Origin of the sequence: Paracoccus sp. UBA889, from assembly GCA_002294185.1 — a bacterium.
In the GTDB taxonomy this organism is placed as follows: Bacteria; Pseudomonadota; Alphaproteobacteria; order Rhodobacterales; family Rhodobacteraceae; genus Paracoccus.
This window is the reverse complement of the sequence record DBFD01000073.1, coordinates 33,937-53,976: the sequence shown is the minus strand read 5'-3', so window position 1 is coordinate 53,976 and position 20,040 is coordinate 33,937. Positions and strand designations below refer to the sequence as shown.

Below are 20,040 nucleotides of genomic sequence, written 5' to 3'. Positions count from 1 at the left end.
ATCATTGTCAGATCACGCGCGGCCCCAAGTTGATACACGTCAAATTCCGGCAAGAACAGACCAAAATCGCCGTGACACGACCAAGGAACAGGGCGCGGAAGCTGCAAACACCACCGGGAAAGGACGACCACATGGCGCAGGATGACAGGCTGGAGGCGGTTCTGGCAGAGCTGGACCGGGGGCTTGAGCCGGCCTTGCAGCGGCTGCTGGACTTTCTGCGAATCCCCTCGATCTCGACCGATCCGGCCCATGCGGGCGACGTGCGCGACGCGGCGGAATGGCTTTGCGCACAGCTTGCCTCGCTGGGCTTCGAGGCCAGCGTGATGGCGACCGAAGGCCATCCGATGGTGATTGCGACCTCGCCGCCCAGCGGGGCGCGTCCGCTGCTGTTCTATGGCCATTACGACGTGCAGCCGGTTGATCCCCTGGCCCTGTGGGACCGTCCGCCTTTCGAGCCGGAAATCCAGTCCACCGATGCCGGTGACGTCATTCGCGGCCGCGGCGCCAGCGACGACAAGGGCCAATTGATGACCTTTGTCGAGGCGTTTCGCGCCTGGAAGGCGGTTCACGGCGCCCTGCCCGGCGATCTGATCCTGCTGTTCGAGGGCGAGGAAGAATCCGGTTCGCCCTCGCTGCGCCCCTTTCTACTGGCGCAGAAGGACCGCCTGTCGGCCTCGTTGGCGATGATCTGCGACACCGGGCTCTATGCGGATGGCCGCCCCGCCATCACCACGCAATTGCGCGGCCTGGTCGGCGAGGAAGTGGTGATCCGAGCCGCCGATCGCGACCTGCATTCGGGCAGTTTCGGCGGGCTGGCCGCGAACCCGATCATGATCCTGACGCGCGCGCTGGCGGCGCTGAAGGACGCGGAGGGTCGCGTCACCCTGCCGGGCTTCTACGAGGGTGTGGCCGATCTGCCCGAGACGCTGCGCCGCGACTGGCAGGCGCTTGATTTCGACGCACGGGATTTCCTGTCCCGTGTCGGATTGTCGCAGCCGATCGGGGAAAAGGGCCGTACCCCGCTGGAAATGGTCTGGAACCGGCCCACCGCCGAGATCAACGGCATTGCCGGAGGCTATGCCGGCGATGGTTTCAAGACCGTGTTGCCCGCCGAAGCCCGCGCCAAGGTCAGCTTCCGCCTGACCGGCCGGCAGGATCCCGCAGCGGTGCGCGAGGCCTTTCGCAATCATGTCCGCGGCTTCCTGCCAGCCGACTGCACGGTGGAATTTCACGACCACGGCGGCAGCCCGGCCAGCGTCATGGACACCTCGGATCCCGCCTTCGCGGCCGCCAAATCCGCGCTGAGCGAGGAATGGGGGCGCGAGGCCGCCTTTATCGGCGCCGGCGGCTCGATTCCCGTCGCAGGTGATTTCAAGCATATTCTGGGCATGGATTCCCTGCTGATCGGCTTTGGCCGCGACGATGACCGGATCCATTCCCCGAACGAGAAATACGACGTCGAAAGCTTCGCCAAAGGCGCGCGATCCTGGGCGCGCATCCTTGCGGCCCTGCGATAGGCGGGCGGCAGGGGGGCACTGCCCCCCTCGGCCCCAGGGGGCCTCACCCCCCGAGGTATTTGAAAAGAGGGCGAGGGGCGATTAACGACAAATTAAGCAATTGCGGACAAGACTGCGAATCGCGGTACAGGCGGAGGCGCCGATGACCGCAAGAGAGCGAGGCGCTCCGGTTTCCCGCCAAGCCCCCTGAGCCGGCAGCCGGAGCGACCTTTCTTCCGTCTCGTTCTCTTTCCAATCGCCTTTGGCGCCATCGGCGGTCCTTGGCACCGGTCTTCCCGGCAGCGCCGCGCAGGCCGACCTGAAACGCCGCTTCTATCCCCGTGGCGTGCAATAGCTCTGGCTGCTGGTCCAGGCGGCTATATCGGCGCGCTTCTCGGGGTTGCGCATCGGCGCCCAGTCGCGCGCCACGCCGCGCCAGCCGCTGCCGTCATTGGCCACCGCATTGTCGCGCGCGACCTGTCGCGACATGATCCGGACGGCGCAGGACATGTTGTCGGCCCCGTTGCGGATATTGCCGTCGCAATTGTAATTGCGCCAGGTCGCGGGCGCGATCTGCATCAGGCCGATCCACTTGCCGCCGCCGCCACTGGCTTTCGGGTTATAGGTGCTTTCATGCTTGGCCACCGCCGACAGCAGACCCGCCCAGAAGGCCTTGCGGCCCGGCGCGCCAAGCTGGGCGTAATTGGGGCAGAAGGCGTCGATGTCCGAGGGCACGCGCGACAGCACCTTCACCCCCTCGCGATCCAAAGCGGTCAGCGTCGCCCTGGTCCAGGCATCCGCGCCCGACCGCTGACCCCACCGCATCGGCGGCCTTTGCGCCAGCGACATCTGCCGGGCCTGCGCCTCGGCCTGCTTCGCCCGTTCGGCCTTGTCGCTCGTCGTGGTCGCACAGGCGCTCAGCAAGGCAAGAGCGGCCAGGGGCAGAAGCGCAGCGTGCATCGGGATCCTCTCTGGAAGGTTTCGTCGCTTCCGGATTAGCCATGCGTGCAATTCCCGCAAGCATCGCGGAATCCTTCGGCGAAATCCCGCCCGGCCACGCCCGCGGCGCGACGAAAATCCGCCGATCGACCATGCCGGGGCGGCCTTCTTGACCTGTCACACAAAGACGTGTCGCAGGGCAGGCGGGGTGCGCGCGTCGGGCGTGACGCAGGCCCCCAGTGACAAGCGCCCTCTGCTGCCCTAGAACACCCGCCGAGACGCCATTTGCCGACGAGGATCCCGATGCTGGACCACCTGAGCTTCACCGCCCCCCAACCAAAGGTCATCGCCGGGGCGAGGGGCGATTGGGAACTGGTCATCGGGCTGGAAGTCCACGCCCAGATCGCCAGCAAGGCCAAGCTTTTTTCCGGCGCATCGACCGAATTCGGCGCCGAGCCGAATTCCAACGTCTCCTTCGTCGATGCCGCCATGCCCGGGATGTTGCCCGTGATCAACGAATTCTGCGTGGCCCAGGCCGTGCGCACCGGGCTGGGCCTGAAAGCCGCGATCAATCTGCGCAGCGCCTTCGACCGCAAGAACTACTTCTATCCCGATCTGCCGCAGGGCTATCAGATCAGCCAGCTTTACCACCCCATCGTCGGCGAGGGCGAGGTGATCGTGGACATGGGGCCGGGCATTGCGCGGCGCGTGCGGATCGAGCGTATTCACATGGAACAGGACGCCGGCAAGTCGATTCACGACATGGATCCCGACATGTCCTTCGTCGATCTGAACCGCACCGGTGTCGCGCTGATGGAGATCGTCAGCCGCCCCGACATCCGCGGCCCCGAGGAAGCCTCCGCCTATGTCGCCAAGCTGCGCCAGATCATGCGCTATCTGGGCACATGCGATGGCAACATGCAAAACGGCAACCTGCGCGCCGACGTGAACGTGTCGGTCTGCAAGCCCGGCGATTACGAACGCTTTCAGGAAACCGGCGATTTCAGTCATCTTGGCACCCGCTGCGAGATCAAGAACATGAACTCGCTGCGCTTCATCCAGGCTGCGATCGATCACGAGGCACGCCGCCAGATCGCCATTTTGGAAGATGGCGGCAGCATCGTGCAGGAAACCCGCCTCTACGATCCCGACCGGGGCGAAACGCGATCGATGCGCAGCAAGGAAGAGGCGCATGATTACCGCTATTTTCCCGATCCCGACCTGTTGCCGCTGGACATCGAACAGGCATGGGTCGATGCCATCGCAGGCGATATGCCCGAATTGCCCGATGAAAAGAAGGCCCGCTTTGTCAAGGAGATGGGGCTGTCGGAATATGATGCGGGGGTGCTGACCGCGGATGTCGAGAACGCCAATTATTTCGAGGCTGTCGCGCAGGGCCGCGATGGCAAGGCGGCCGCGAACTGGGTGATCAACGAGCTGTTCGGTCGTCTGAACAAGGAAGGCCTGACGATCGAGACCTCGCCCATCTCGGCGGCGCAGCTTGGCGGCGTGATCGATCTGATCGGCAAGGGCGAGATTTCGGGCAAGATCGCCAAGGAATTGTTCGAGATCATCTGGACCGAGGGCGGCGACCCGGCCGGGATCGTCGAGGCGCGCGGCATGAAACAGGTCACGGACATAGGCGCGATCGAGGCCGTCGTGGACCAGATCATCGCCGCCAATCCCGCCCAGGTCGAAAAGGCCAGGGCCAATCCGAAACTGGCGGGCTGGTTCGTGGGCCAGGTGCTGAAGGCCAGCGGCGGCAAGGCAAATCCGGCCGCCGTCAACCAACTGGTCGCAAAAAAGCTGCAATTGTAGCGGCTGCGGCGGCAGAGGGTCGCGCAGGCTGAAACGGCGGCCACTTCCTCTGTCGGAGATGACCCCGCCGCCCTTGGCAAGCGATGCGGCATCTGCTCTACCTTCTGGTTGATGCAAGGTTCAGGACGCAGACAGATGCCCTTCGAATACACCGTCATTCCGGCCCCCACGCGCGGCGAGAAAGCCAGGGACGTCAAGACCCCGACCGACCGCTATGCGCTGGCAGTGACGCAGGAACTGAACCGGATGGCAAAGGATGGCTGGGAATATATCCGCGCCGACGTGTTGCCCAGCGACGAACGCAGCGGCCTGACGGGGCGGACGACGATCTATCACAACCTCTTGGTTTTCCGCCGCAAGGCAGACGCCACCGAGACGCCAGAACCCGAAAGGCAGCAGATTCCGCAACCCGAATATCCCGTCGCCGCCGCGCCCGTGCGCAAGCCCCAGCCGGCACCGGCGCTGCCCGAGGCCGCGGCACCGCAGCCCCCGCGTCGGGTTTCCGAAACGGTGCCGGCCGCCACCGCCGACGCCGAGCCGATTGTCAAGGAAAACCCGACCGGGACCGAACCTCCCGCACCGCGGACCGAGCCTGACCGGATTTAGCCCTGCGGTTCAGGGATCATGCCGGATCGGCAGCGGGCGACGTCTCTTCGACGATGACCAGTTCGCGCGTGGACGCATCCTTGGCATGGGCCAGCGCGGCTTGATATTCGGCGCTTTCGTAGCAGGCCACGGCCGCTTCGAAGCTGGGAAAGCGGGCCACGACGTTGCGCGGCCGGTCCTGCCCCTCGAATTGCCGGTAGCGGCCGCCCCGCGCCAGAAAAACGCCGCCATGCGATGCGATCGCTGGTCCGGCGGCCTCGGCATAGCGGCGATAGGCCTCGGGGTCGGTCACGAGGACATGTGCGATCCACAGCGCGCTCATAGTGTCGCCCCGATCAGTTTCTCGACTTCGGCAAAGGCGCTTTCGGCGGCCTCCAGTCCCGGCGCGCCACCCTGGGCGCGATCTGGCCGCCCGCCGCCGCCCTTGCCGCCAAGCGCGGCGGTGGCGGCCTGCACCAGGGACACGGCGCTGAGACGGTCGGTCAGATCCGGCGTCACGCCGGCGGCCACGGTCGCCTTGCCGTCGGCTTCCGACAGGACCAGCACCGCGCCGCTGCCCAGCTTGGCTTTCATCTCGTCGATCAGAGGCCCAAGCTCCTTGCCGCCGACGCCCTCGACCCTGCGGCCGATGAATTTCACGCCGGCGATTTCCTTGGCTTCGGTGGCCCCGCCGCCGCCCATGGCAAGCTGCCGCTTCAACTGCGCGACCTCGCTGGCCAGTGCCTTGCGCTCATCGGCCAGGGCGCGCACCCGGTTCACGACATCGCCCGCCTGCGCTTTCAACAGGGTCGCGATCTCGGCCAATTGCCGGTCTGCCGCGCGCAGATGGTCCAGCGCCGCCTGCCCTGTCAGCGCCTCGATCCGCCGCACTCCGGCGCTGGAAGCGGAATCGCCCAGCAGCGCGAAGGCGCCGATATCGCCCGTGCGCAGGACATGCGTGCCTCCGCAAAGTTCCAGCGAATAGGTCTGGCCATCCGTGCCCTTGCCGGAATTGCCCTGCCGACCCATCGAGACCACCCGCACCTCATCGCCATATTTCTCGCCGAACAATGCCTGGGCGCCCAAGGCACGAGCGTCGTCGGGGGTCATGATCCGGGTTTCGACCGGGGAATTCTGCCGAATGAAATCATTCACTTCCGCCTCGATCTTCGAGACCTCCTCGGGCGTGACGGCATGGTTGTGGCTGAAATCGAAGCGCAGCCGGTCAGGCGCGTTCAGACTGCCGCGCTGCGCGACATGGGCGCCCAGGGTCCGACGCAATGCCTCGTGCAGCAGATGCGTGGCCGAATGGTTGGCGCGGATCATGCCGCGCCGGTCACGATCGACCGACAATTGCGCACCCTGACCCTTGGCAATCGTGCCCAGCGTCACCTGGGCCATATGCGTGAAGACGCCCGCGACCTTCCTGGTGTCGGTTACCCGCGCGGCGCCTGTCTCGGTCCTGACAAGACCGGTATCGCCAACCTGACCGCCCGATTCGGCATAGAAGGGCGACTGGTTCACGACGATCTGAACCTCTGCGCCCTCGGTCGCTTCCGAAGCCTCGGCCCCCTCCACCACCAGAGCCAGGATCTGACCTTCCGCCTCGTCGGTGTCATAGCCCAGAAATTCGGTCGCGCCATGACGTTCGGCCAGATCATGCCAGATCGCTGCGTCCTTCGTCTCGCCGCTGCCCGCCCAGGCCGCGCGGGCCTTGGCCTTCTGTTCGGCCATCGCGGCATCAAAGCCGCTGATGTCGACCGCGCGGCCTTTTTCACGCAAGGCATCCTGTGTCAGATCCAGCGGGAAACCATAGGTATCATACAGCTTGAAGGCCGCCTCGCCCGGCAGATTCGCGCCCTCCGGCAGCTTTGCCACTTCCTCGTCCAGCAGCCGCAATCCCCGGTCCAGAGTCTGCCGGAACCGGGTTTCCTCGCTGCGCAGGGTCTCTTCGATCAGCGGCTGCGCGCGGGTCAGTTCCGGATAGGCCGTGCCCATCTGCCCGACCAGGGCCGGGACCAGCCGATACATCACCGGATCCTGCGCACCCAGCATGTGCGCGTGACGCATCGCGCGCCGCATGATGCGCCGCAGCACATAGCCGCGCCCCTCGTTCGAGGGCATGACCCCATCCGCGATCAGGAAGCCGGTCGAACGCAGATGATCCGCGATCACCCGGTGATGCACCTTGCCCGAGCCGTCCGGATCGACGCTCGTGGCATGGGCGCTGGCTTCGATCAGGCTGCGCATCAGATCGGTGTCATAATTGTCGTGCTTGCCTTGCAAGAGCGCACCGATCCGTTCCAGTCCCATGCCGGTGTCGATGGATTGCATGTCGAGCGCGCGCATCGAGCCGTCCTCGAATTGCTCGTTCTGCATGAAGACAAGGTTCCAGATCTCGATGAAGCGGTCGCCGTCTTCCTCGGCCGAACCCGGCGGCCCGCCCCAGATGTGATCGCCGTGATCGTAGAAGATTTCGGTGCAGGGGCCGCAGGGACCGGTCGGACCCATCTGCCAGAAATTATCGGCCGTGGCGATGCGGATGATGCGGTCGTCCGGCAATCCGGCCACCTTTTTCCAGATATTCGCGGCCTCGTCATCGGTATGATAGACCGTGACCAGCAGCCTGTCCCTGGACAGCCCGAAATCCCGGGTCAGCAATTCCCAGGCGAAGGCGATGGCCTCGGATTTGAAATAGTCGCCAAAGCTGAAATTGCCCAGCATTTCAAAGAAGGTGTGGTGCCGAGCGGTATAGCCGACATTGTCCAGATCGTTGTGCTTGCCGCCGGCGCGGACACATTTCTGCGCCGTCGTCGCGCGGGTGTAGTCCCGCGTCTCCAGTCCGGTGAACAGGTTCTTGAACTGAACCATTCCGGAATTGGTGAACATCAGCGTCGGATCGTTGCGCGGCACCAGGGGGCTGCTTTCGACCACGCGATGGCCGTTTTTCTCGAAATAGCCCAGAAACGTTGATCGGATGTCGTTCAGACTTGGCATGAGCGGCCTTCATCGCAGGAATATCGCGGCGTCCCCGCGCCGCAAAAGCTGGCGTTCGGTCTATCGTCCGCCGTGCCCGCTGTCCAGCGATCCCGCCGCGCGCTGATACCCAGCCGGAGAAAGGCGCCGACCGGAAAAGAAAACGCGCGAAGGATTGCCCCCCGCGCGCGTCGAATGGTCGGTCTGCCCGTTGCTTCAATCCTCGGTCAGCTTTTCGTCCTCGCCGCCCGCGACGCCGAAATCCAGACCATGGCTGGCCCGGATCTTGTCCTCGATCGCATAGGCGATATCGGGATTGTCGCGCAGATATTGCTTGGCGTTCTCGCGTCCCTGGCCGATCCGTTCGTCGCCATGCGAATACCACGCGCCCGATTTCTCGACCACGCCGGCCTTGACGCCCAGATCGACCAGTTCGCCGACCTTGCTGATGCCCTCGCCATACAGGATGTCGAATTCGACCTGCCGGAAGGGCGGGGCAACCTTGTTCTTGACGACCTTCACCCGCGTCGTATTCCCGATCACCTCGTCGCGATCCTTGATCGAGCCGATGCGGCGAATGTCCAGACGCACGGACGCATAGAATTTCAGCGCGTTCCCGCCCGACGTGGTCTCGGGACTGCCGAACATCACGCCGATCTTCATGCGGATCTGGTTGATGAAGATGACCATGCAATTGCTGCGGCCGATGCTGGCGGTCAGCTTGCGCATCGCCTGGCTCATCAATCGGGCCTGCGCGCCAACCTGATGGTCGCCCATATCGCCCTCGATCTCGGCCTTGGGTGTCAGCGCGGCGACGGAATCGACCACCACCATGCTGACCGCGCCGGAACGGACCAGAGTATCGACGATCTCCAGCGCCTGCTCGCCTGTATCGGGCTGGCTGATCAGCAGCTCCTCCAGGTTGACGCCCAGCTTGCGGGCATATTGCGGATCCAGCGCGTGTTCTGCATCGACAAAGGCACAGACGCCGCCCTTCTTCTGTTCCTCGGCCACCGCATGAAGGGTCAGCGTCGTCTTGCCGCTGCTCTCGGGTCCATAGATCTCGACGATGCGCCCCTTGGGCAGACCGCCGATTCCAAGCGCGATGTCCAGCCCCAGCGATCCGGTCGAGGTTGACTCGATCTCGGCCACCGGATTGTCGGCGCCCAGTTTCATGATCGAGCCCTTGCCGAACTGGCGCTCGATCTGAGCCAGCGCGCTGTCCAGCGCCTTCTGCTTGTCCGCGCCGCGTTTGTCGTTCATGTCGAAAATGCTCGCCTGTGCCATGTCGTCCTCACATGTATTTCACAGCCATCCGGGCGTAGCAATCTGCCGGGCCGCCGCGAATTGTTCACTTCTTGTTCTCACGCCTGAATGCCCGATCCGGGACCTCGTTTCAAGTGAAATTGGTTAACCGAGGCGATTCTGCCTCCGATGATGCGCGACGAGCGGTTAACGAATCATTACCGGATTCCCCGATCGTCGGCTTTTGCCTGCCTTTGCCGTTTTTTTCGCCCCGCTCCGTGCCGGTCTGCTGATCCGATCCGGCGGGTCAATGCAGCGACGGTCCCGGCGGCGCCGACAATTGACGTGCGACGGTCTGGGTCAATTCGGCCAGGGTGAAGGGCTTGGCGAGAAAGGCTGAATTCGGGACCGGCATGCTGCCTTCGCCGAAAATGTCGTCGGTATAGCCGGACATGAACACAACCCTGGTCTTCGGCCGGTCCCTCAGCGCGGTTCTGACCCAGCTTGGTCCATCCATGCCTGGCATCACGACGTCGGTGACAAAGACATCGATCTTCAGCCGGCTGTCGGACAGCATTTCAAGCGCGCTTTCGGCGCTGTCGGCTTCGTGAACCTCATAGCCCTTCAGCCGCAGGGCGCGGACCGCGAAGGCCCGGACAGGGGCCTCGTCCTCGACCAGAAGGACCGAGGCGGGATGGTCGGGGGCGTGTTCACGCCCCGATACCGGTTCGGGCAAGGCTGCGGGCGAACTTTCGGCGGCGGCATCATGCGCCGGAAAATACAGCGAAAAGCAGGTGCCTCGCCCAGGCTCGCTGTCGCAGAAGATATAGCCGCCGGTCTGCTTGACGATACCATAGGCCGTCGACAGGCCCAGGCCGGTACCCTCTCCGGTGCGCTTTGTGGTGAAGAACGGCTCGAAGATCTTGTCCAGCACTTCCGGCGACATGCCGCAGCCTTCGTCGGACACGCGGATGCGGACATAGCTGCCTTTCGGCAAATCGACCCTGTCACGCGACAAGGGTTTGTGCAGCGAGACGTTGTCGGCGCGAACGTTGATCTCGCCGCCCTGCGGCATGGCATCGCGCGCGTTGACCACGAGATTCATGATGACCTGTTCCAGTTGCCGCTTGTCCGCGCGGATCGGACGCAGTGCGGGATCGTTGGTGATCGTCAGCCCGACCCGTTCACCCACCAGACGGTTCAGCAGATGCGTCAGATCGGCCAGCGTATCGCGCGGGTCCAGCGTCTCCAGCCTCAGGGTCTGCTTGCGCGAGAAGGCCAGAAGCTGCCCGACCAGCGCCGCCGCGCGGTTGGTATTCTGGCTGATCTGGTCGAGATCCGCGAATTCCGGATCGCCCTTGTCGTGGCGCAACATCAGCAGATCGCAATGTCCCCGGATCGCCGTCAGAAGATTGTTGAAATCATGCGCGACGCCACCCGCAAGCTGCCCGATCGCCTGCATCTTCTGACTCTGCACGAACTGCGCCTCCAGCGTCTTCAGCGCGCTGGCGTCATGCAAGACCGCGATCAGTCCCGGCTGATCGACGGGATCCGGGGCCAGGGCAACCTGGAAGTATCGATCGCGCGCAGGCTCGCCCGCGCGACCTTCGGCACCACGCATCCGCAGCATCTCGGCACGGCCGTCAAGCCGCCCCGACAGAGCGTCGATCAGCCAGTCGCCGATGGGCCGCCCCGGACCTTCCAGCAGCGATGAAAGCTGGATCGGCGTCTCGGACGGCAGGCGGCCATCCAGCAGCTTTCGTGCGGCGATATTGGCACGCCGGATCAGACCGTCCGGCGACAACCGAAGCAGCGCGACCGGCAGGGCGTCGAAATCGTCGTCCGGCCGCGCATGGCCCATGGCCGCGTCATCGACCGGAGACACGCCAGGCATGTGGAAAGACCACAATTGCAGTGGCGCATCCCTGGAGCGGGTCAGCGCGATCATGGCGCCGGTATCAAGCGCCAGCTCGGCGTATCCGCCCTTGCCCGCGCGGGCCAGCATATCCTCGGCATCGCCCTCGGCATCGGCGCGCATCTGCCCCAGCAGCGCCACGATATTGCGTCCCAGAAGATCGCCGAAGACCTCACTGGCCTCGTTTTGAAACAGAACCTGACCCTCGCCATCGCAGACCCAGACAGGTTCCGCGGCCAACGCCACCTCGCGGCGCAGCGCCGAAAGCCCGCGCCGGGCCATGTAGCCCTGAAACCCATGCGCCAGCGAAATCGCGCCGCCCAGCAGATACCACGCCACGGCGATGGTCGAGAACACGATCGCCGCGGCGCCGCTGGGATTGCCCGGCATCACCACCAGAATCAGCGCGCCGATCGCCATCGGCAGCAACAGCAGCGGCAAGGCAGCCATGGCGTTGCGCGACAATCCCAACATCCGGTCCAACTGATCCATCCGAATCGCCCTTCTGCGCGGTTTCGTTCTGGATAGGTCGGACGAGCTTAAGATTGCGTTAATGCGCCTGTGGACATTTTTCATCGCGACCGCTCCAGCAGGGCCAGGAAAAAGCCGTCGCTGGCGGACAGGGGCGACCAGCGATGCGCGCTGCGAAGGGCGAAATCCGGGCGGCGCGCCAGAAAGGCCGCGATCTGCCTGGTATTTTCGTCATCCAGCATCGAGCAGGTCATGTAGGCCAGCAGTCCGCCGGTCGCCACATGGCCCGAGGCGTCGTCCAGGATCCTTGCCTGCGCCGCGACAAGAGCTTGCAGATCGGGTTCGGACAAGCGCCATCGGGCGTCCGGGCTGCGCCGCCATGTTCCCGAACCGGAACAGGGCACGTCCGCCACCACCAGATCGAAGACCCCCGATGGCCGCGGCACGATCTGGACCTTCGCGCCGGACCGCGCCGCACGGACGGGCAGATCGCGCATCCGAGCGCGATCGGCGTCGTGGGCGGCGATCCGAAGGTTCTCGGCACGCCCGGCAAGGGCCAGCGCCTTGCCACCGCCGCCGGCGCAGTAATCGAGGATCCGCTGCCCCGCCCGAACCGGAACCGTCGCACAGGCCAGTTGCACCGACAGATCCTGAAGCTCGACCACTCCGTCGCGATAGGCGCGGCTGGTGGAAAGACGCCGCTCGTTGCGCGTGACGCGCAGCGCAGAGGGCAGTTGCAGGTGGGATTCGGCCGCGATCTCGTCCTCCGCCAGGGCTGCGAGGGCCTCGGGCAAAGTGGCGCGCAACGGGTTCACCCGCAACCAGACCGGTGCCCGCAGGCGCAAGGCCGCGGCCTCGTCATCGGCGCGCGGCCCCAGCGACGCCCGCCAGCGCGGCAGGATCCAGTCGGGAAGATCGATGGCATCGCCCGGATGGTCGGTCATTTCCTCGGCAGTCAGCGGGGCCGGGGCGTGACCCTCGCCGGTGAACAGCGCGCAGGGATCGCGGCCCTCGTCGCGCAGCAGGCCGATCATCAGGCCGCGCCCGCTCATCACGCCGCCACGATGGGCAAGGCTGTTGCGGCAGCGCAGGGCATGAAAGACCAGATCGCGGATGGCCGCGCGGTCGCCCGAGCCGGCAAAGCGGCTGCCGCGCGACCAGCGCAGCAGCGCCGCCTCGGCCGGATCGCCGGCGAGGATCCGGTCCAGGATATCGGCGGCGGCGGCAATGCGCGCGGCCGGTGTCATCGTATCTGTCCGGCCTGTCTCATGCCGCTCCTGCCTCACCGTCAATCCCTGTCGCTTTAGCGCAGGCCTGGCGCCGGCGAAACCGGCCGACGAAAAAGGGCGCCTCGCGGCGCCCTTCTCCCGATCACTGTCCAGGGGCGATCAGACCGAATAATACATCTGATACTCGACCGGATGGGGGGTATGCTCATAGGCATAGACCTCTTCCCATTTCAGCGCGATATAGCCTTCAAGCTGGTCGCGGGTGAACACGTCGCCCGCCAGCAGGAAGTCCATGTCCTTTTCAAGTTCCTCCAGCGCTTCGCGCAGGCTGCCGCAAACGGTCGGGATCTCGGCCAGTTCCTCGGGCGGCAGGTCATAGAGATCCTTGTCCGAGGCGGCGCCGGGATCGATCTTGTTCTTGATCCCGTCAAGACCGGCCATCAGCAGCGCGGCAAAGGCCAGATAGGGATTCGCCGCCGGGTCGGGGAAGCGGGCTTCGACGCGCTTGGCCTTGGGCGATTCCGTCCACGGGATCCGCACGCAGCCGGACCGGTTGCGGGCCGAATAGGCGCGCAGCACCGGCGCCTCGAAGCCGGGGATCAGGCGCTTGTAGCTGTTGGTCGCGGGATTCGTCAGCGCGTTCAGCGCCTTGGCGTGCTTCAGGATGCCGCCGATGAAATACAGCGCCTCCTGGCTGAGATCGGCGTATTTGTCGCCGGCGAACAGCGGCTTGCCCTCTTTCCAGATCGACATGTTGACGTGCATCCCGCTGCCGTTGTCGCCCTTCATGGGCTTGGGCATGAACGTCACCGACTTGCCATAGGCGGCGGCGACGTTGTGGATGACGTATTTGTATTTCTGGATATTGTCGGCCTGTTCGGTCAGCGATCCGAAGATCAGCCCCAGCTCGTGCTGCGCGCTGGCGACCTCGTGGTGGTGCTTGTCCACCTTCATGCCCATCCGCTTCATCGTGGACAGCATCTCGCCGCGGATATCCTGAGCGGCATCGACAGGGTTGACCGGGAAATAGCCGCCCTTGTGACCTGCGCGATGGGCCTGGTTGCCCATCTCGTATTCGGTATCGGTGTTCCACGCCGCATCGACGGCATCGATCTGGAAGGCCACCTTCTGCGGCGTCACGGAATAGCGCACATCGTCGAAGATGAAGAACTCGGCCTCGGGGCCGAAATAGGCCGCGTCGCCGATCCCGGACGATTTCAGGTAGGCCTCGGCCTTGACGGCGGTGCCGCGCGGATCACGGCTGTAGGCCTCGCCGGTATCGGGCTCGACGACGTTGCAGTGAACGCAGAGCGTCTTTTCGGCATAGAACGGATCGATATAGGACGATGCCGGATCGGGGATCAGCTTCATGTCGGACTGATCGATCGACTTCCAGCCCGCGATCGAGCTGCCGTCGAACATGAAGCCTTCCTCGAAGAAGTCCTCGTCGACCAGATCGACATCTAGCGTCACGTGTTGAAGCTTGCCCTTGGGATCGGTGAAGCGGACATCGACATAGGCGACGTCTTCGTCCTTCATCAATTGCAAGACATCCTTGATTTTCATCTCTTCCCTTTCTGCGTCATTGCGACCCGGCGTGTCAGGGCGCCGGGTGCGGAAGTGGTGTTGACCTTGCCGGTTCTCTTAGACTGCGTCGTCGCCGGTTTCGCCAGTGCGAATACGGATTGCCTGCTCGACAGGCGATACGAAAATCTTGCCGTCGCCGATCTTCTCGGTCCGGGCGGCGCCCACGATCGCATCCACGGCGGCCTCGACCTGATCGTCGGGCAACACCATCTCGATCTTCACCTTGGGCAGGAAATCGACCACGTATTCCGCGCCGCGATACAGTTCGGTATGCCCCTTCTGGCGACCGAAACCCTTGACTTCGGTGACGGAAAGACCCTGCACGCCGACCTCTTGCAGCGCCTCCTTCACATCGTCCAGCTTGAACGGCTTGATGATCGCCTCGATCTTTTTCATCACAAATGATCCTTCCTCGCGGCTTGCCTGACGTCTGATTGGCGGGTTTCATCACGCGGGTAAATGCGGCGCGGCGGGGATCGGGGGCGCAAACCACCGGACCGCGATTCATTGCTCGTTTTTAAGGCATAATGGCAATATATCAGGCAGACACAATGCTGACAGGCACGGAAATCCTGACCACCGCCCAAATGCGCGCCATCGAATCCGCCGCCATGTCCGGCGGCCGGGTTTCGGGACTGACCCTGATGGAGCGGGCTGGCGCCGCGGTAGCGGGCCAGATTCGCCTGCGCTGGCCCAGGCCGGGACAGGTCACCGTCCTGTGCGGCCCCGGAAACAATGGTGGCGACGGCTATGTGATCGCCCGTCATCTGGCCCGCGCGGGCTGGCGGGCACGGGTTCTGGGCGTGGACAGCCGGCGCGGCGCCGATGCCGCCGAGATGCAGCGACGCTGGCGCCAGATCGGCCCTGTCGAACCCCTGACCCGGCAATCCCTGCGGCGCGCCGAGGGCGAGGATCTCTGCGTCGATGCGATCTTCGGCACCGGTCTGACCCGCCCGCCCGAGGGCGCGATCGCAGACGTTCTGGCCGGCCTCGGGACAGACAGATTCGGGAACCGGATGGTCGCGGTCGATTGCCCCAGCGGCCTGTGCATGGACAGCGGCGCGATGCTGGGCAGGCCGCGCAAGGGCAGCCCGGATGATCCCCGCGCCGCGTTGACCGTGGCCTTCGACAGCCCCAAGCCTGGCCATCTCATCGGCCTCGGCCCTGTCCTCTGCGGTGATCTGGTGATCGCGGATATCGGGCTTTCAGGCTGGCGCGACCAAAAGCCCGTCCCGCCGTCGCTTGCAGCGATATGGCCTCCGATCGGCCCGACACGGATGCGCGAGTCCGGCATCGCAAGGCTGGCCAAACGATCGGATCAGGCGGCGCATAAATTCGTCCATGGTCACGCGCTGGTCCTTGCGGGTCCGGCCGGCAGGGGCGGTGCTGCGCGACTGACGGCGCGGGCAGCCCTGCGCGTGGGCGCCGGTCTGGTGACGATCGGCCCGCCCGAGGCAGCGATGGGCGATCATGCCGGACCGCCCGACGCGCTGATGCGGCGGTGTGTGGACAGCGCCGACGATCTTGAGCGGATGCTGAGCGACGCCCGGATCCGTGCTGTGGCGATCGGTCCCGGCTGCGGGGTGGACCGTGCGGGGGTCTTGCTGCCGGCGCTTCTGGCTTCGCGCCGGTCCTGCGTGATCGATGCTGACGCGATCACGGCGATTGCGGGGGCGCCGGCCATGCGCGCGACGCTGCACCAAGGCTGCGTGCTGACACCGCATGAAGGCGAATTCGCGCGGCTGTTTCCCGACCTGGCCGACCGTCTCGGGGCGCTGCCCGAGCGCGGCCCGGCCTTTTCCAGAATAGACGCCGCGCGCGAGGCCGCCGCGCGCTGCGGTGCGATTGTGCTGTTGAAAGGCCCCGACACGGTGATCGCTGCGCCGCCGTCCTGTGACGGCGCCAACCCGCATGGCAGGGTCATCATTCACTCCGCCTTCGACATTCCCTGGCTGGCAACGGCCGGCGCGGGCGACGTGCTGGCCGGGATCATCGCCGGCCTGCTGGCGCGCGGCCTGCCTGCGCCGGAGGCCGCCGGTTGGGGAACCCTGCTGCATGCCAAGGCGGCTCGCGCCTTCGGCCCCGGACTGATCGGCGACGATCTGCCCCAGACACTGCCCGCCGTCCTGCGAGAGATGGGCATGTGAGTCCGGCTTGGGACGGTTGGATGCTGTAATGGCGGACCCGGAGCGATTCGAACGCCCGACCCCCAGATTCGTAGTCTGGTGCTCTATCCAGCTGAGCTACGGGTCCGTCGTAGGGCGGTGGTCTACCCCCCCCTCCCAGCGGATGCAAGAGGGTGCGGCGCATTTTCCACGCCATTTTCCCTATCGCGCGGCGGCGCCCGCACGCGCCGGCAAGATCGCCATGTCGCGCGGAATGTGGATCATGAATTCGCTGCCCTCTTCGTCGCTGCGGACCAGTTCCAGCCGGCCCCCATGGCCGCGGATCAGATCGGCGGCGATGGTCAGGCCCAGTCCGGTGCCGCCCTTCCGCGAACTGCCGCTGAAAGGCTTGAACAGGTATTCGCGCGCCTTCTCGGGCAGACCCGGGCCCGAATCGCCAACGCGAATCCACCATTCGGAATCGGTCTCGCCCGCTCCGATCTCGATTGCGCCGGGGCTGCCGGTGCCCTCGATCGCCTGTCGCGCGTTCCGCGACAGGTTCGCCAGCACACGGTAAAGCTGATCGCGGTCGGCGCGGATCGTCAGGCTGGGCGCGATGTCGGTGACGAATTCGACCTGCCCCGCGGCTTCGCCCGCCAGCGTCTCGGCCTCGATCACCTCGGCGGCAAGCTGGGTCAGGTTGAAACGCGACAGGGACGGCGCAGGCTCTTCCGCCTTGCCGAAGGCCAGGGTCGTTTCGCACAGGTTCACTGCGCGAGAGATCGAGTTCACCAGCTTGGGCGCGGCGCGGCGAACCTTGGGATCGGCGCTATCCTCCAGCCGGTCGGCAAAGATCTGGGCCGTCGTCAGGATGTTGCGCAGATCGTGGCTGATCTTGGCCACAGCCTCGCCAAGCTGCGCCATCCTCTCCTTCTGCTTCAGCGACGAGGTGACGGTCTTCTGCATCGCCTCCAGCGCCGTTTCGGCGTCACGCAATTCGGCCAGGCGGGCGTTGGGGGTGATGATGTGGCGCGTGTTGTCGGGTTCCAGCGCGTAAGAGGTCATATGGCTGATCACGCGCCGGATCGGCACCAGGATCAGCCGCTGAGCCGCGATGTTGAGCAGGATCCCGGTCAGTATCGAAAACGCCGCCGACAGCACCAGCAACCGCAGCCCGTAATCGATCATCGCGCCGCGCAGGGGGGCGGTCTTCATGGTGATCTCGATCAGCTGGCCCGCCTGATTGACCGGAGAGCCGATGACGCGCACGGTTTCGTCCCTGTCGTCCAGCAGCGTGACCAGAGCATCGTCGATCGTCTGCACGACGCCTTCTTCGCGCAGATCGTAGGTCGCGCTGACCTGATCGCGGATGGGCGAGGACAGGACCAGCTGGCGCACGTTATCGCGGCGAAGCACAACGTTCAGCACGCCGGCATTCTGCAACAATTCCGATTCCAGGTCGCTGGTCAGCGATTCATCGGTCGCCAGCAGCGCCAGCGATGCGATCTGCGCCCGCTCCAGACGCGATTCCAGAAAGTCCAGCCGAAAGCGTGACAAGGCCGGCAGCAGGATGAACAACTCGGCCAGCACGACGAAAATGATCGTCAGTGCAGCGAATCGGCCGGAAATGGTGTTCAATCGCATCTTGTCCGGATCGTCTTGCTCGTCGCCTGCGTGTTTTCGGCTTTCGCGGGGCCGGTTTGCACATCAAACGAATGTGATCATTCGCTGGTTCCCTTTCCAGAGGCAGTCGGAAAGATTGCCGGCGGCAGTTGACGCGGGCTTTGGGCTGCATTATCCAGCGGACTTCCTGCAACCGGCGCATCGCGCGGGGTTATTGCCCCTGCACATCGCCATACGCAATTACAATTGATCGAAACCGCAAAAGACCGACCCGGAGACCGACCATGAAGCGCACTTTCCAACCGTCGAACCTTGTTCGTGCGCGCCGCCACGGCTTTCGCGCCCGCATGGCCACCAAGGGCGGCCGCCGCGTGCTGAACGCCCGCCGTGCCAAGGGCCGCAAGCGTCTGTCGGCGTAAGCCTTTCCGCCGGGTAACATCCCCGCACGTCGAGGCAATGACCATGCCGCCCCTGCCCCATCCCCGCGCTGAACCGCAGCCAAGGGATGATGGCGGGGCGGCATTTGCCGTGCCCCTCGCCGGATGCGGCAAGATGCCCGTGGTAATTGCGAATCGCGCCGGTTTTCTTGCCGCCGCACGCGCCCGGCGTCAGGGAACGCCGGGTTTCATGCTTCAGGCGCGGGATCGCGGCGATGATGGCCCGCTTCGCGTGGGCTTCACCTGCTCGAAGAAGATCGGCAACGCCGTTGCCCGCAACCGCGCCAGGCGCCGCCTGCGCGAGATCGCCCGGCTGGGCTTGCGGCATGGGGGGCGGGCTGGCTGGGACTATGTCCTGGTGGGTCGCCCCGAGGCGACGATCGCGCGCGATTTCGACGACTTGCAGCGGGATTTGTCGGTCGCGCTGCGCAAGATTCACCGATGAGCCCGCTGGCCCGCCTCCTGGCGCTGCCGGTGCGCGCCTATCGCCTGGTCGCTTCGCCCTGGCTGGGAAATGGTTGCCGCTTTCAGCCGACCTGCTCTGAATATGCGCTGGAGGCGCTGCAGCGACACGGCGCGTTCCGGGGGGGCTGGCTGGCAATCCGGCGCATCGCGCGGTGCCACCCCTGGGGCGGACATGGCCACGATCCCGTTCCCGGGGCCCGAGACTCGGGTCATGATCATGAATGAGAAGGCCCAGGCGATGCCGGATGACACTGACGATACCGAAATTCATCCGCTTTTCGCCGGCGCCCCCTCATCGACCGAGTTCCGCAAGCTGCGCAAGCGCCTTGTGCGCGAAACCCGCGCCGCGATCGAGGATTATGGCATGGTCCGGCCCGGCGCGCGTTGGCTGGTCTGTCTGTCGGGCGGCAAGGACAGCTATACGCTGCTGGCAGTGCTGCACGAATTGCAGTGGCGCGGCCTGTTGCCGGTGGACCTGCTGGCCTGCAATCTGGATCAGGGCCAGCCCGGTTTCCCGGCCACGGTCCTGCCGGAATTTCTGGCGGCGCGCGGCGTGCCACATCGCATCGAATATCGGGACACCTATTCGATCGTGAAGGAAAAGGTGCCGCAGGGACGGACTTACTGCGCCCTGTGCTCGCGGTTGCGGCGCGGCAATCTGTATCGGATCGCACGGGAAGAAGGATGTTCGGCTGTCGTTCTGGGACATCATCGCGACGACATTCTGGAAACCTTCTTCATGAACCTTTTTCATGGCGGTCATCTGGCAACCATGCCGCCGAAATTGCTGAATGAAGAAGGCGATCTGATGGTCTTGCGCCCCCTGGCCTTCGTGGCCGAGGCCGATTGCGACCGGTTCGCGCGGGCGATGGCCTATCCGATCATTCCCTGCGATCTTTGCGGCAGCCAGGAAGGCTTGCAGCGCGTTCAGGTCAAGAAATTGCTGGACGAATGGGAATCGCGCAGCCCCGGCCGCAGGCAGATCATGTTTCGTGCCCTGATGAATGCACGCCCTTCGCATCTGCTGGACCCGAACCTGTTCAATTTCGCCGGCCTCGTCGCGGATCGTTCAAATGCGATGCAAGCGGCTGACGATTCCCTGTGTGAACATTAACTGAACAACAAGCATTCTGCGCTAGACCTGCCAAA

17 protein-coding genes and 1 tRNA gene are annotated in these 20,040 nt (G+C 65.0%); 8 read left to right on the top strand and 10 right to left on the bottom strand.

Going from position 1 to position 20,040, the window contains the following annotated elements; translation table 11 throughout:
- Positions 1 to 131 precede the first annotated feature (131 nt).
- Positions 132 to 1,517 carry a M20/M25/M40 family metallo-hydrolase gene (locus B4L36_RS14470; RefSeq protein WP_292958607.1) on the top strand — a complete coding sequence of 462 codons (1,386 nt, stop codon included), beginning with the start codon at positions 132 to 134 and terminating at the stop codon, positions 1,515 to 1,517.
- A 312-nt stretch (positions 1,518 to 1,829) separates the two neighbouring features.
- On the opposite strand, the gene B4L36_RS14465 is transcribed toward B4L36_RS14470, so the two are convergent.
- Positions 1,830 to 2,456: a lytic transglycosylase domain-containing protein gene (locus B4L36_RS14465; protein ID WP_292958605.1), complete on the bottom strand. Its 627-nt coding sequence runs from the start codon at positions 2,454 to 2,456 to the stop codon at positions 1,830 to 1,832.
- Between the two features lie 282 nt (positions 2,457 to 2,738).
- Here B4L36_RS14465 and gatB point away from each other — a divergent pair, with 282 nt between their 5' ends.
- Together gatB and B4L36_RS14455 are read left to right on the top strand one after the other, a co-directional pair.
- Positions 2,739 to 4,253, top strand: a complete 1,515-nt coding sequence (gatB, locus tag B4L36_RS14460; protein WP_292958603.1) for an Asp-tRNA(Asn)/Glu-tRNA(Gln) amidotransferase subunit GatB — start codon at positions 2,739 to 2,741, stop codon at positions 4,251 to 4,253.
- 135 nt (positions 4,254 to 4,388) lie between these two features.
- Positions 4,389 to 4,859 (top strand): DUF4177 domain-containing protein, encoded by a 471-nt coding sequence (locus B4L36_RS14455; protein ID WP_292958601.1) that lies wholly within the window; start codon positions 4,389 to 4,391, stop codon positions 4,857 to 4,859.
- Positions 4,860 to 4,875: 16 nt separating this feature from the next.
- Here B4L36_RS14455 and B4L36_RS14450 read toward each other — a convergent pair whose 3' ends face one another.
- The 7 genes from B4L36_RS14450 to B4L36_RS14420 all read right to left on the bottom strand — a co-directional run bounded on the left by B4L36_RS14450 (position 4,876) and on the right by B4L36_RS14420 (position 14,657).
- Complete coding sequence (locus B4L36_RS14450; RefSeq protein WP_292958599.1) at positions 4,876 to 5,181, bottom strand: DUF1330 domain-containing protein; 306 nt, start codon at positions 5,179 to 5,181, stop codon at positions 4,876 to 4,878.
- Positions 5,178 to 7,835: an alanine--tRNA ligase gene (gene alaS / locus B4L36_RS14445; protein ID WP_292958597.1), complete on the bottom strand. Its 2,658-nt coding sequence runs from the start codon at positions 7,833 to 7,835 to the stop codon at positions 5,178 to 5,180. Before alaS ends, B4L36_RS14450 begins: the two co-directional genes overlap by 4 nt.
- Before the next feature lie 195 nt (positions 7,836 to 8,030).
- Positions 8,031 to 9,101 (bottom strand): recombinase RecA, encoded by a 1,071-nt coding sequence (recA, locus tag B4L36_RS14440; protein ID WP_292958595.1) that lies wholly within the window; start codon positions 9,099 to 9,101, stop codon positions 8,031 to 8,033.
- A gap of 265 nt (positions 9,102 to 9,366) precedes the next feature.
- Complete coding sequence (locus tag B4L36_RS14435; RefSeq protein WP_292958593.1) at positions 9,367 to 11,466, bottom strand: hybrid sensor histidine kinase/response regulator; 2,100 nt, start codon at positions 11,464 to 11,466, stop codon at positions 9,367 to 9,369.
- Between the two features lie 80 nt (positions 11,467 to 11,546).
- Positions 11,547 to 12,692, bottom strand: coding sequence for an RsmB/NOP family class I SAM-dependent RNA methyltransferase (locus tag B4L36_RS14430; protein ID WP_292958591.1), 1,146 nt, complete (start codon positions 12,690 to 12,692; stop codon positions 11,547 to 11,549).
- A 141-nt stretch (positions 12,693 to 12,833) separates the two neighbouring features.
- Positions 12,834 to 14,240, bottom strand: coding sequence for a type I glutamate--ammonia ligase (gene glnA, locus B4L36_RS14425; RefSeq protein ID WP_292958589.1), 1,407 nt, complete (start codon positions 14,238 to 14,240; stop codon positions 12,834 to 12,836).
- Positions 14,241 to 14,318: 78 nt separating this feature from the next.
- Positions 14,319 to 14,657 (bottom strand): P-II family nitrogen regulator, encoded by a 339-nt coding sequence (locus B4L36_RS14420; protein ID WP_292958587.1) that lies wholly within the window; start codon positions 14,655 to 14,657, stop codon positions 14,319 to 14,321.
- Between the two features lie 155 nt (positions 14,658 to 14,812).
- Here B4L36_RS14420 and B4L36_RS14415 point away from each other — a divergent pair, with 155 nt between their 5' ends.
- Positions 14,813 to 16,408, top strand: coding sequence for an NAD(P)H-hydrate dehydratase (locus B4L36_RS14415; protein WP_292958585.1), 1,596 nt, complete (start codon positions 14,813 to 14,815; stop codon positions 16,406 to 16,408).
- Positions 16,409 to 16,437: 29 nt separating this feature from the next.
- Here the strand turns inward: B4L36_RS14415 and B4L36_RS14410 are convergent.
- Positions 16,438 to 16,514: transfer RNA gene (locus B4L36_RS14410), tRNA-Arg, on the bottom strand.
- Positions 16,515 to 16,588: 74 nt separating this feature from the next.
- Positions 16,589 to 18,010: a sensor histidine kinase gene (locus tag B4L36_RS14405; RefSeq protein ID WP_292958583.1), complete on the bottom strand. Its 1,422-nt coding sequence runs from the start codon at positions 18,008 to 18,010 to the stop codon at positions 16,589 to 16,591.
- 263 nt (positions 18,011 to 18,273) lie between these two features.
- On the opposite strand from B4L36_RS14405, the gene rpmH reads away from it, so the two are divergent.
- Genes rpmH through ttcA form a run of 4 tightly spaced genes read left to right on the top strand, consistent with a single transcriptional unit; the run spans position 18,274 to position 20,005 of the window.
- Positions 18,274 to 18,408 (top strand): 50S ribosomal protein L34, encoded by a 135-nt coding sequence (rpmH, locus tag B4L36_RS14400; RefSeq protein ID WP_028725980.1) that lies wholly within the window; start codon positions 18,274 to 18,276, stop codon positions 18,406 to 18,408.
- A gap of 43 nt (positions 18,409 to 18,451) precedes the next feature.
- Positions 18,452 to 18,871, top strand: a complete 420-nt coding sequence (gene rnpA / locus B4L36_RS14395; protein WP_414692190.1) for a ribonuclease P protein component — start codon at positions 18,452 to 18,454, stop codon at positions 18,869 to 18,871.
- Positions 18,868 to 19,116: a membrane protein insertion efficiency factor YidD gene (yidD, locus tag B4L36_RS14390; RefSeq protein WP_292958570.1), complete on the top strand. Its 249-nt coding sequence runs from the start codon at positions 18,868 to 18,870 to the stop codon at positions 19,114 to 19,116. The genes rnpA and yidD overlap by 4 nt, the downstream gene beginning before the upstream one ends.
- A gap of 13 nt (positions 19,117 to 19,129) precedes the next feature.
- Positions 19,130 to 20,005, top strand: coding sequence for a tRNA 2-thiocytidine(32) synthetase TtcA (gene ttcA, locus B4L36_RS14385; protein ID WP_292958568.1), 876 nt, complete (start codon positions 19,130 to 19,132; stop codon positions 20,003 to 20,005).
- Positions 20,006 to 20,040: the final 35 nt, after the last annotated feature.

Coding starts and splice junctions, on each gene's coding strand:
- B4L36_RS14415 (WP_292958585.1), top strand. CDS start 14,813: ATGCTGACAGGCACGGAAATCCTGACCACCGCCCAAATGCGCGCCATC.
- B4L36_RS14450 (WP_292958599.1), bottom strand. CDS start 5,181: ATGAGCGCGCTGTGGATCGCACATGTCCTCGTGACCGACCCCGAGGCC.
- B4L36_RS14470 (WP_292958607.1), top strand. CDS start 132: ATGGCGCAGGATGACAGGCTGGAGGCGGTTCTGGCAGAGCTGGACCGG.
- ttcA (WP_292958568.1), top strand. CDS start 19,130: ATGCCGGATGACACTGACGATACCGAAATTCATCCGCTTTTCGCCGGC.
- B4L36_RS14420 (WP_292958587.1), bottom strand. CDS start 14,657: ATGAAAAAGATCGAGGCGATCATCAAGCCGTTCAAGCTGGACGATGTG.
- recA (WP_292958595.1), bottom strand. CDS start 9,101: ATGGCACAGGCGAGCATTTTCGACATGAACGACAAACGCGGCGCGGAC.
- B4L36_RS14455 (WP_292958601.1), top strand. CDS start 4,389: ATGCCCTTCGAATACACCGTCATTCCGGCCCCCACGCGCGGCGAGAAA.
- B4L36_RS14465 (WP_292958605.1), bottom strand. CDS start 2,456: ATGCACGCTGCGCTTCTGCCCCTGGCCGCTCTTGCCTTGCTGAGCGCC.
- B4L36_RS14430 (WP_292958591.1), bottom strand. CDS start 12,692: ATGACACCGGCCGCGCGCATTGCCGCCGCCGCCGATATCCTGGACCGG.
- rpmH (WP_028725980.1), top strand. CDS start 18,274: ATGAAGCGCACTTTCCAACCGTCGAACCTTGTTCGTGCGCGCCGCCAC.
- yidD (WP_292958570.1), top strand. CDS start 18,868: ATGAGCCCGCTGGCCCGCCTCCTGGCGCTGCCGGTGCGCGCCTATCGC.
- glnA (WP_292958589.1), bottom strand. CDS start 14,240: ATGAAAATCAAGGATGTCTTGCAATTGATGAAGGACGAAGACGTCGCC.
- B4L36_RS14435 (WP_292958593.1), bottom strand. CDS start 11,466: ATGGATCAGTTGGACCGGATGTTGGGATTGTCGCGCAACGCCATGGCT.
- rnpA (WP_414692190.1), top strand. CDS start 18,452: ATGCCGCCCCTGCCCCATCCCCGCGCTGAACCGCAGCCAAGGGATGAT.
- B4L36_RS14405 (WP_292958583.1), bottom strand. CDS start 18,010: ATGCGATTGAACACCATTTCCGGCCGATTCGCTGCACTGACGATCATT.
- gatB (WP_292958603.1), top strand. CDS start 2,739: ATGCTGGACCACCTGAGCTTCACCGCCCCCCAACCAAAGGTCATCGCC.
- alaS (WP_292958597.1), bottom strand. CDS start 7,835: ATGCCAAGTCTGAACGACATCCGATCAACGTTTCTGGGCTATTTCGAG.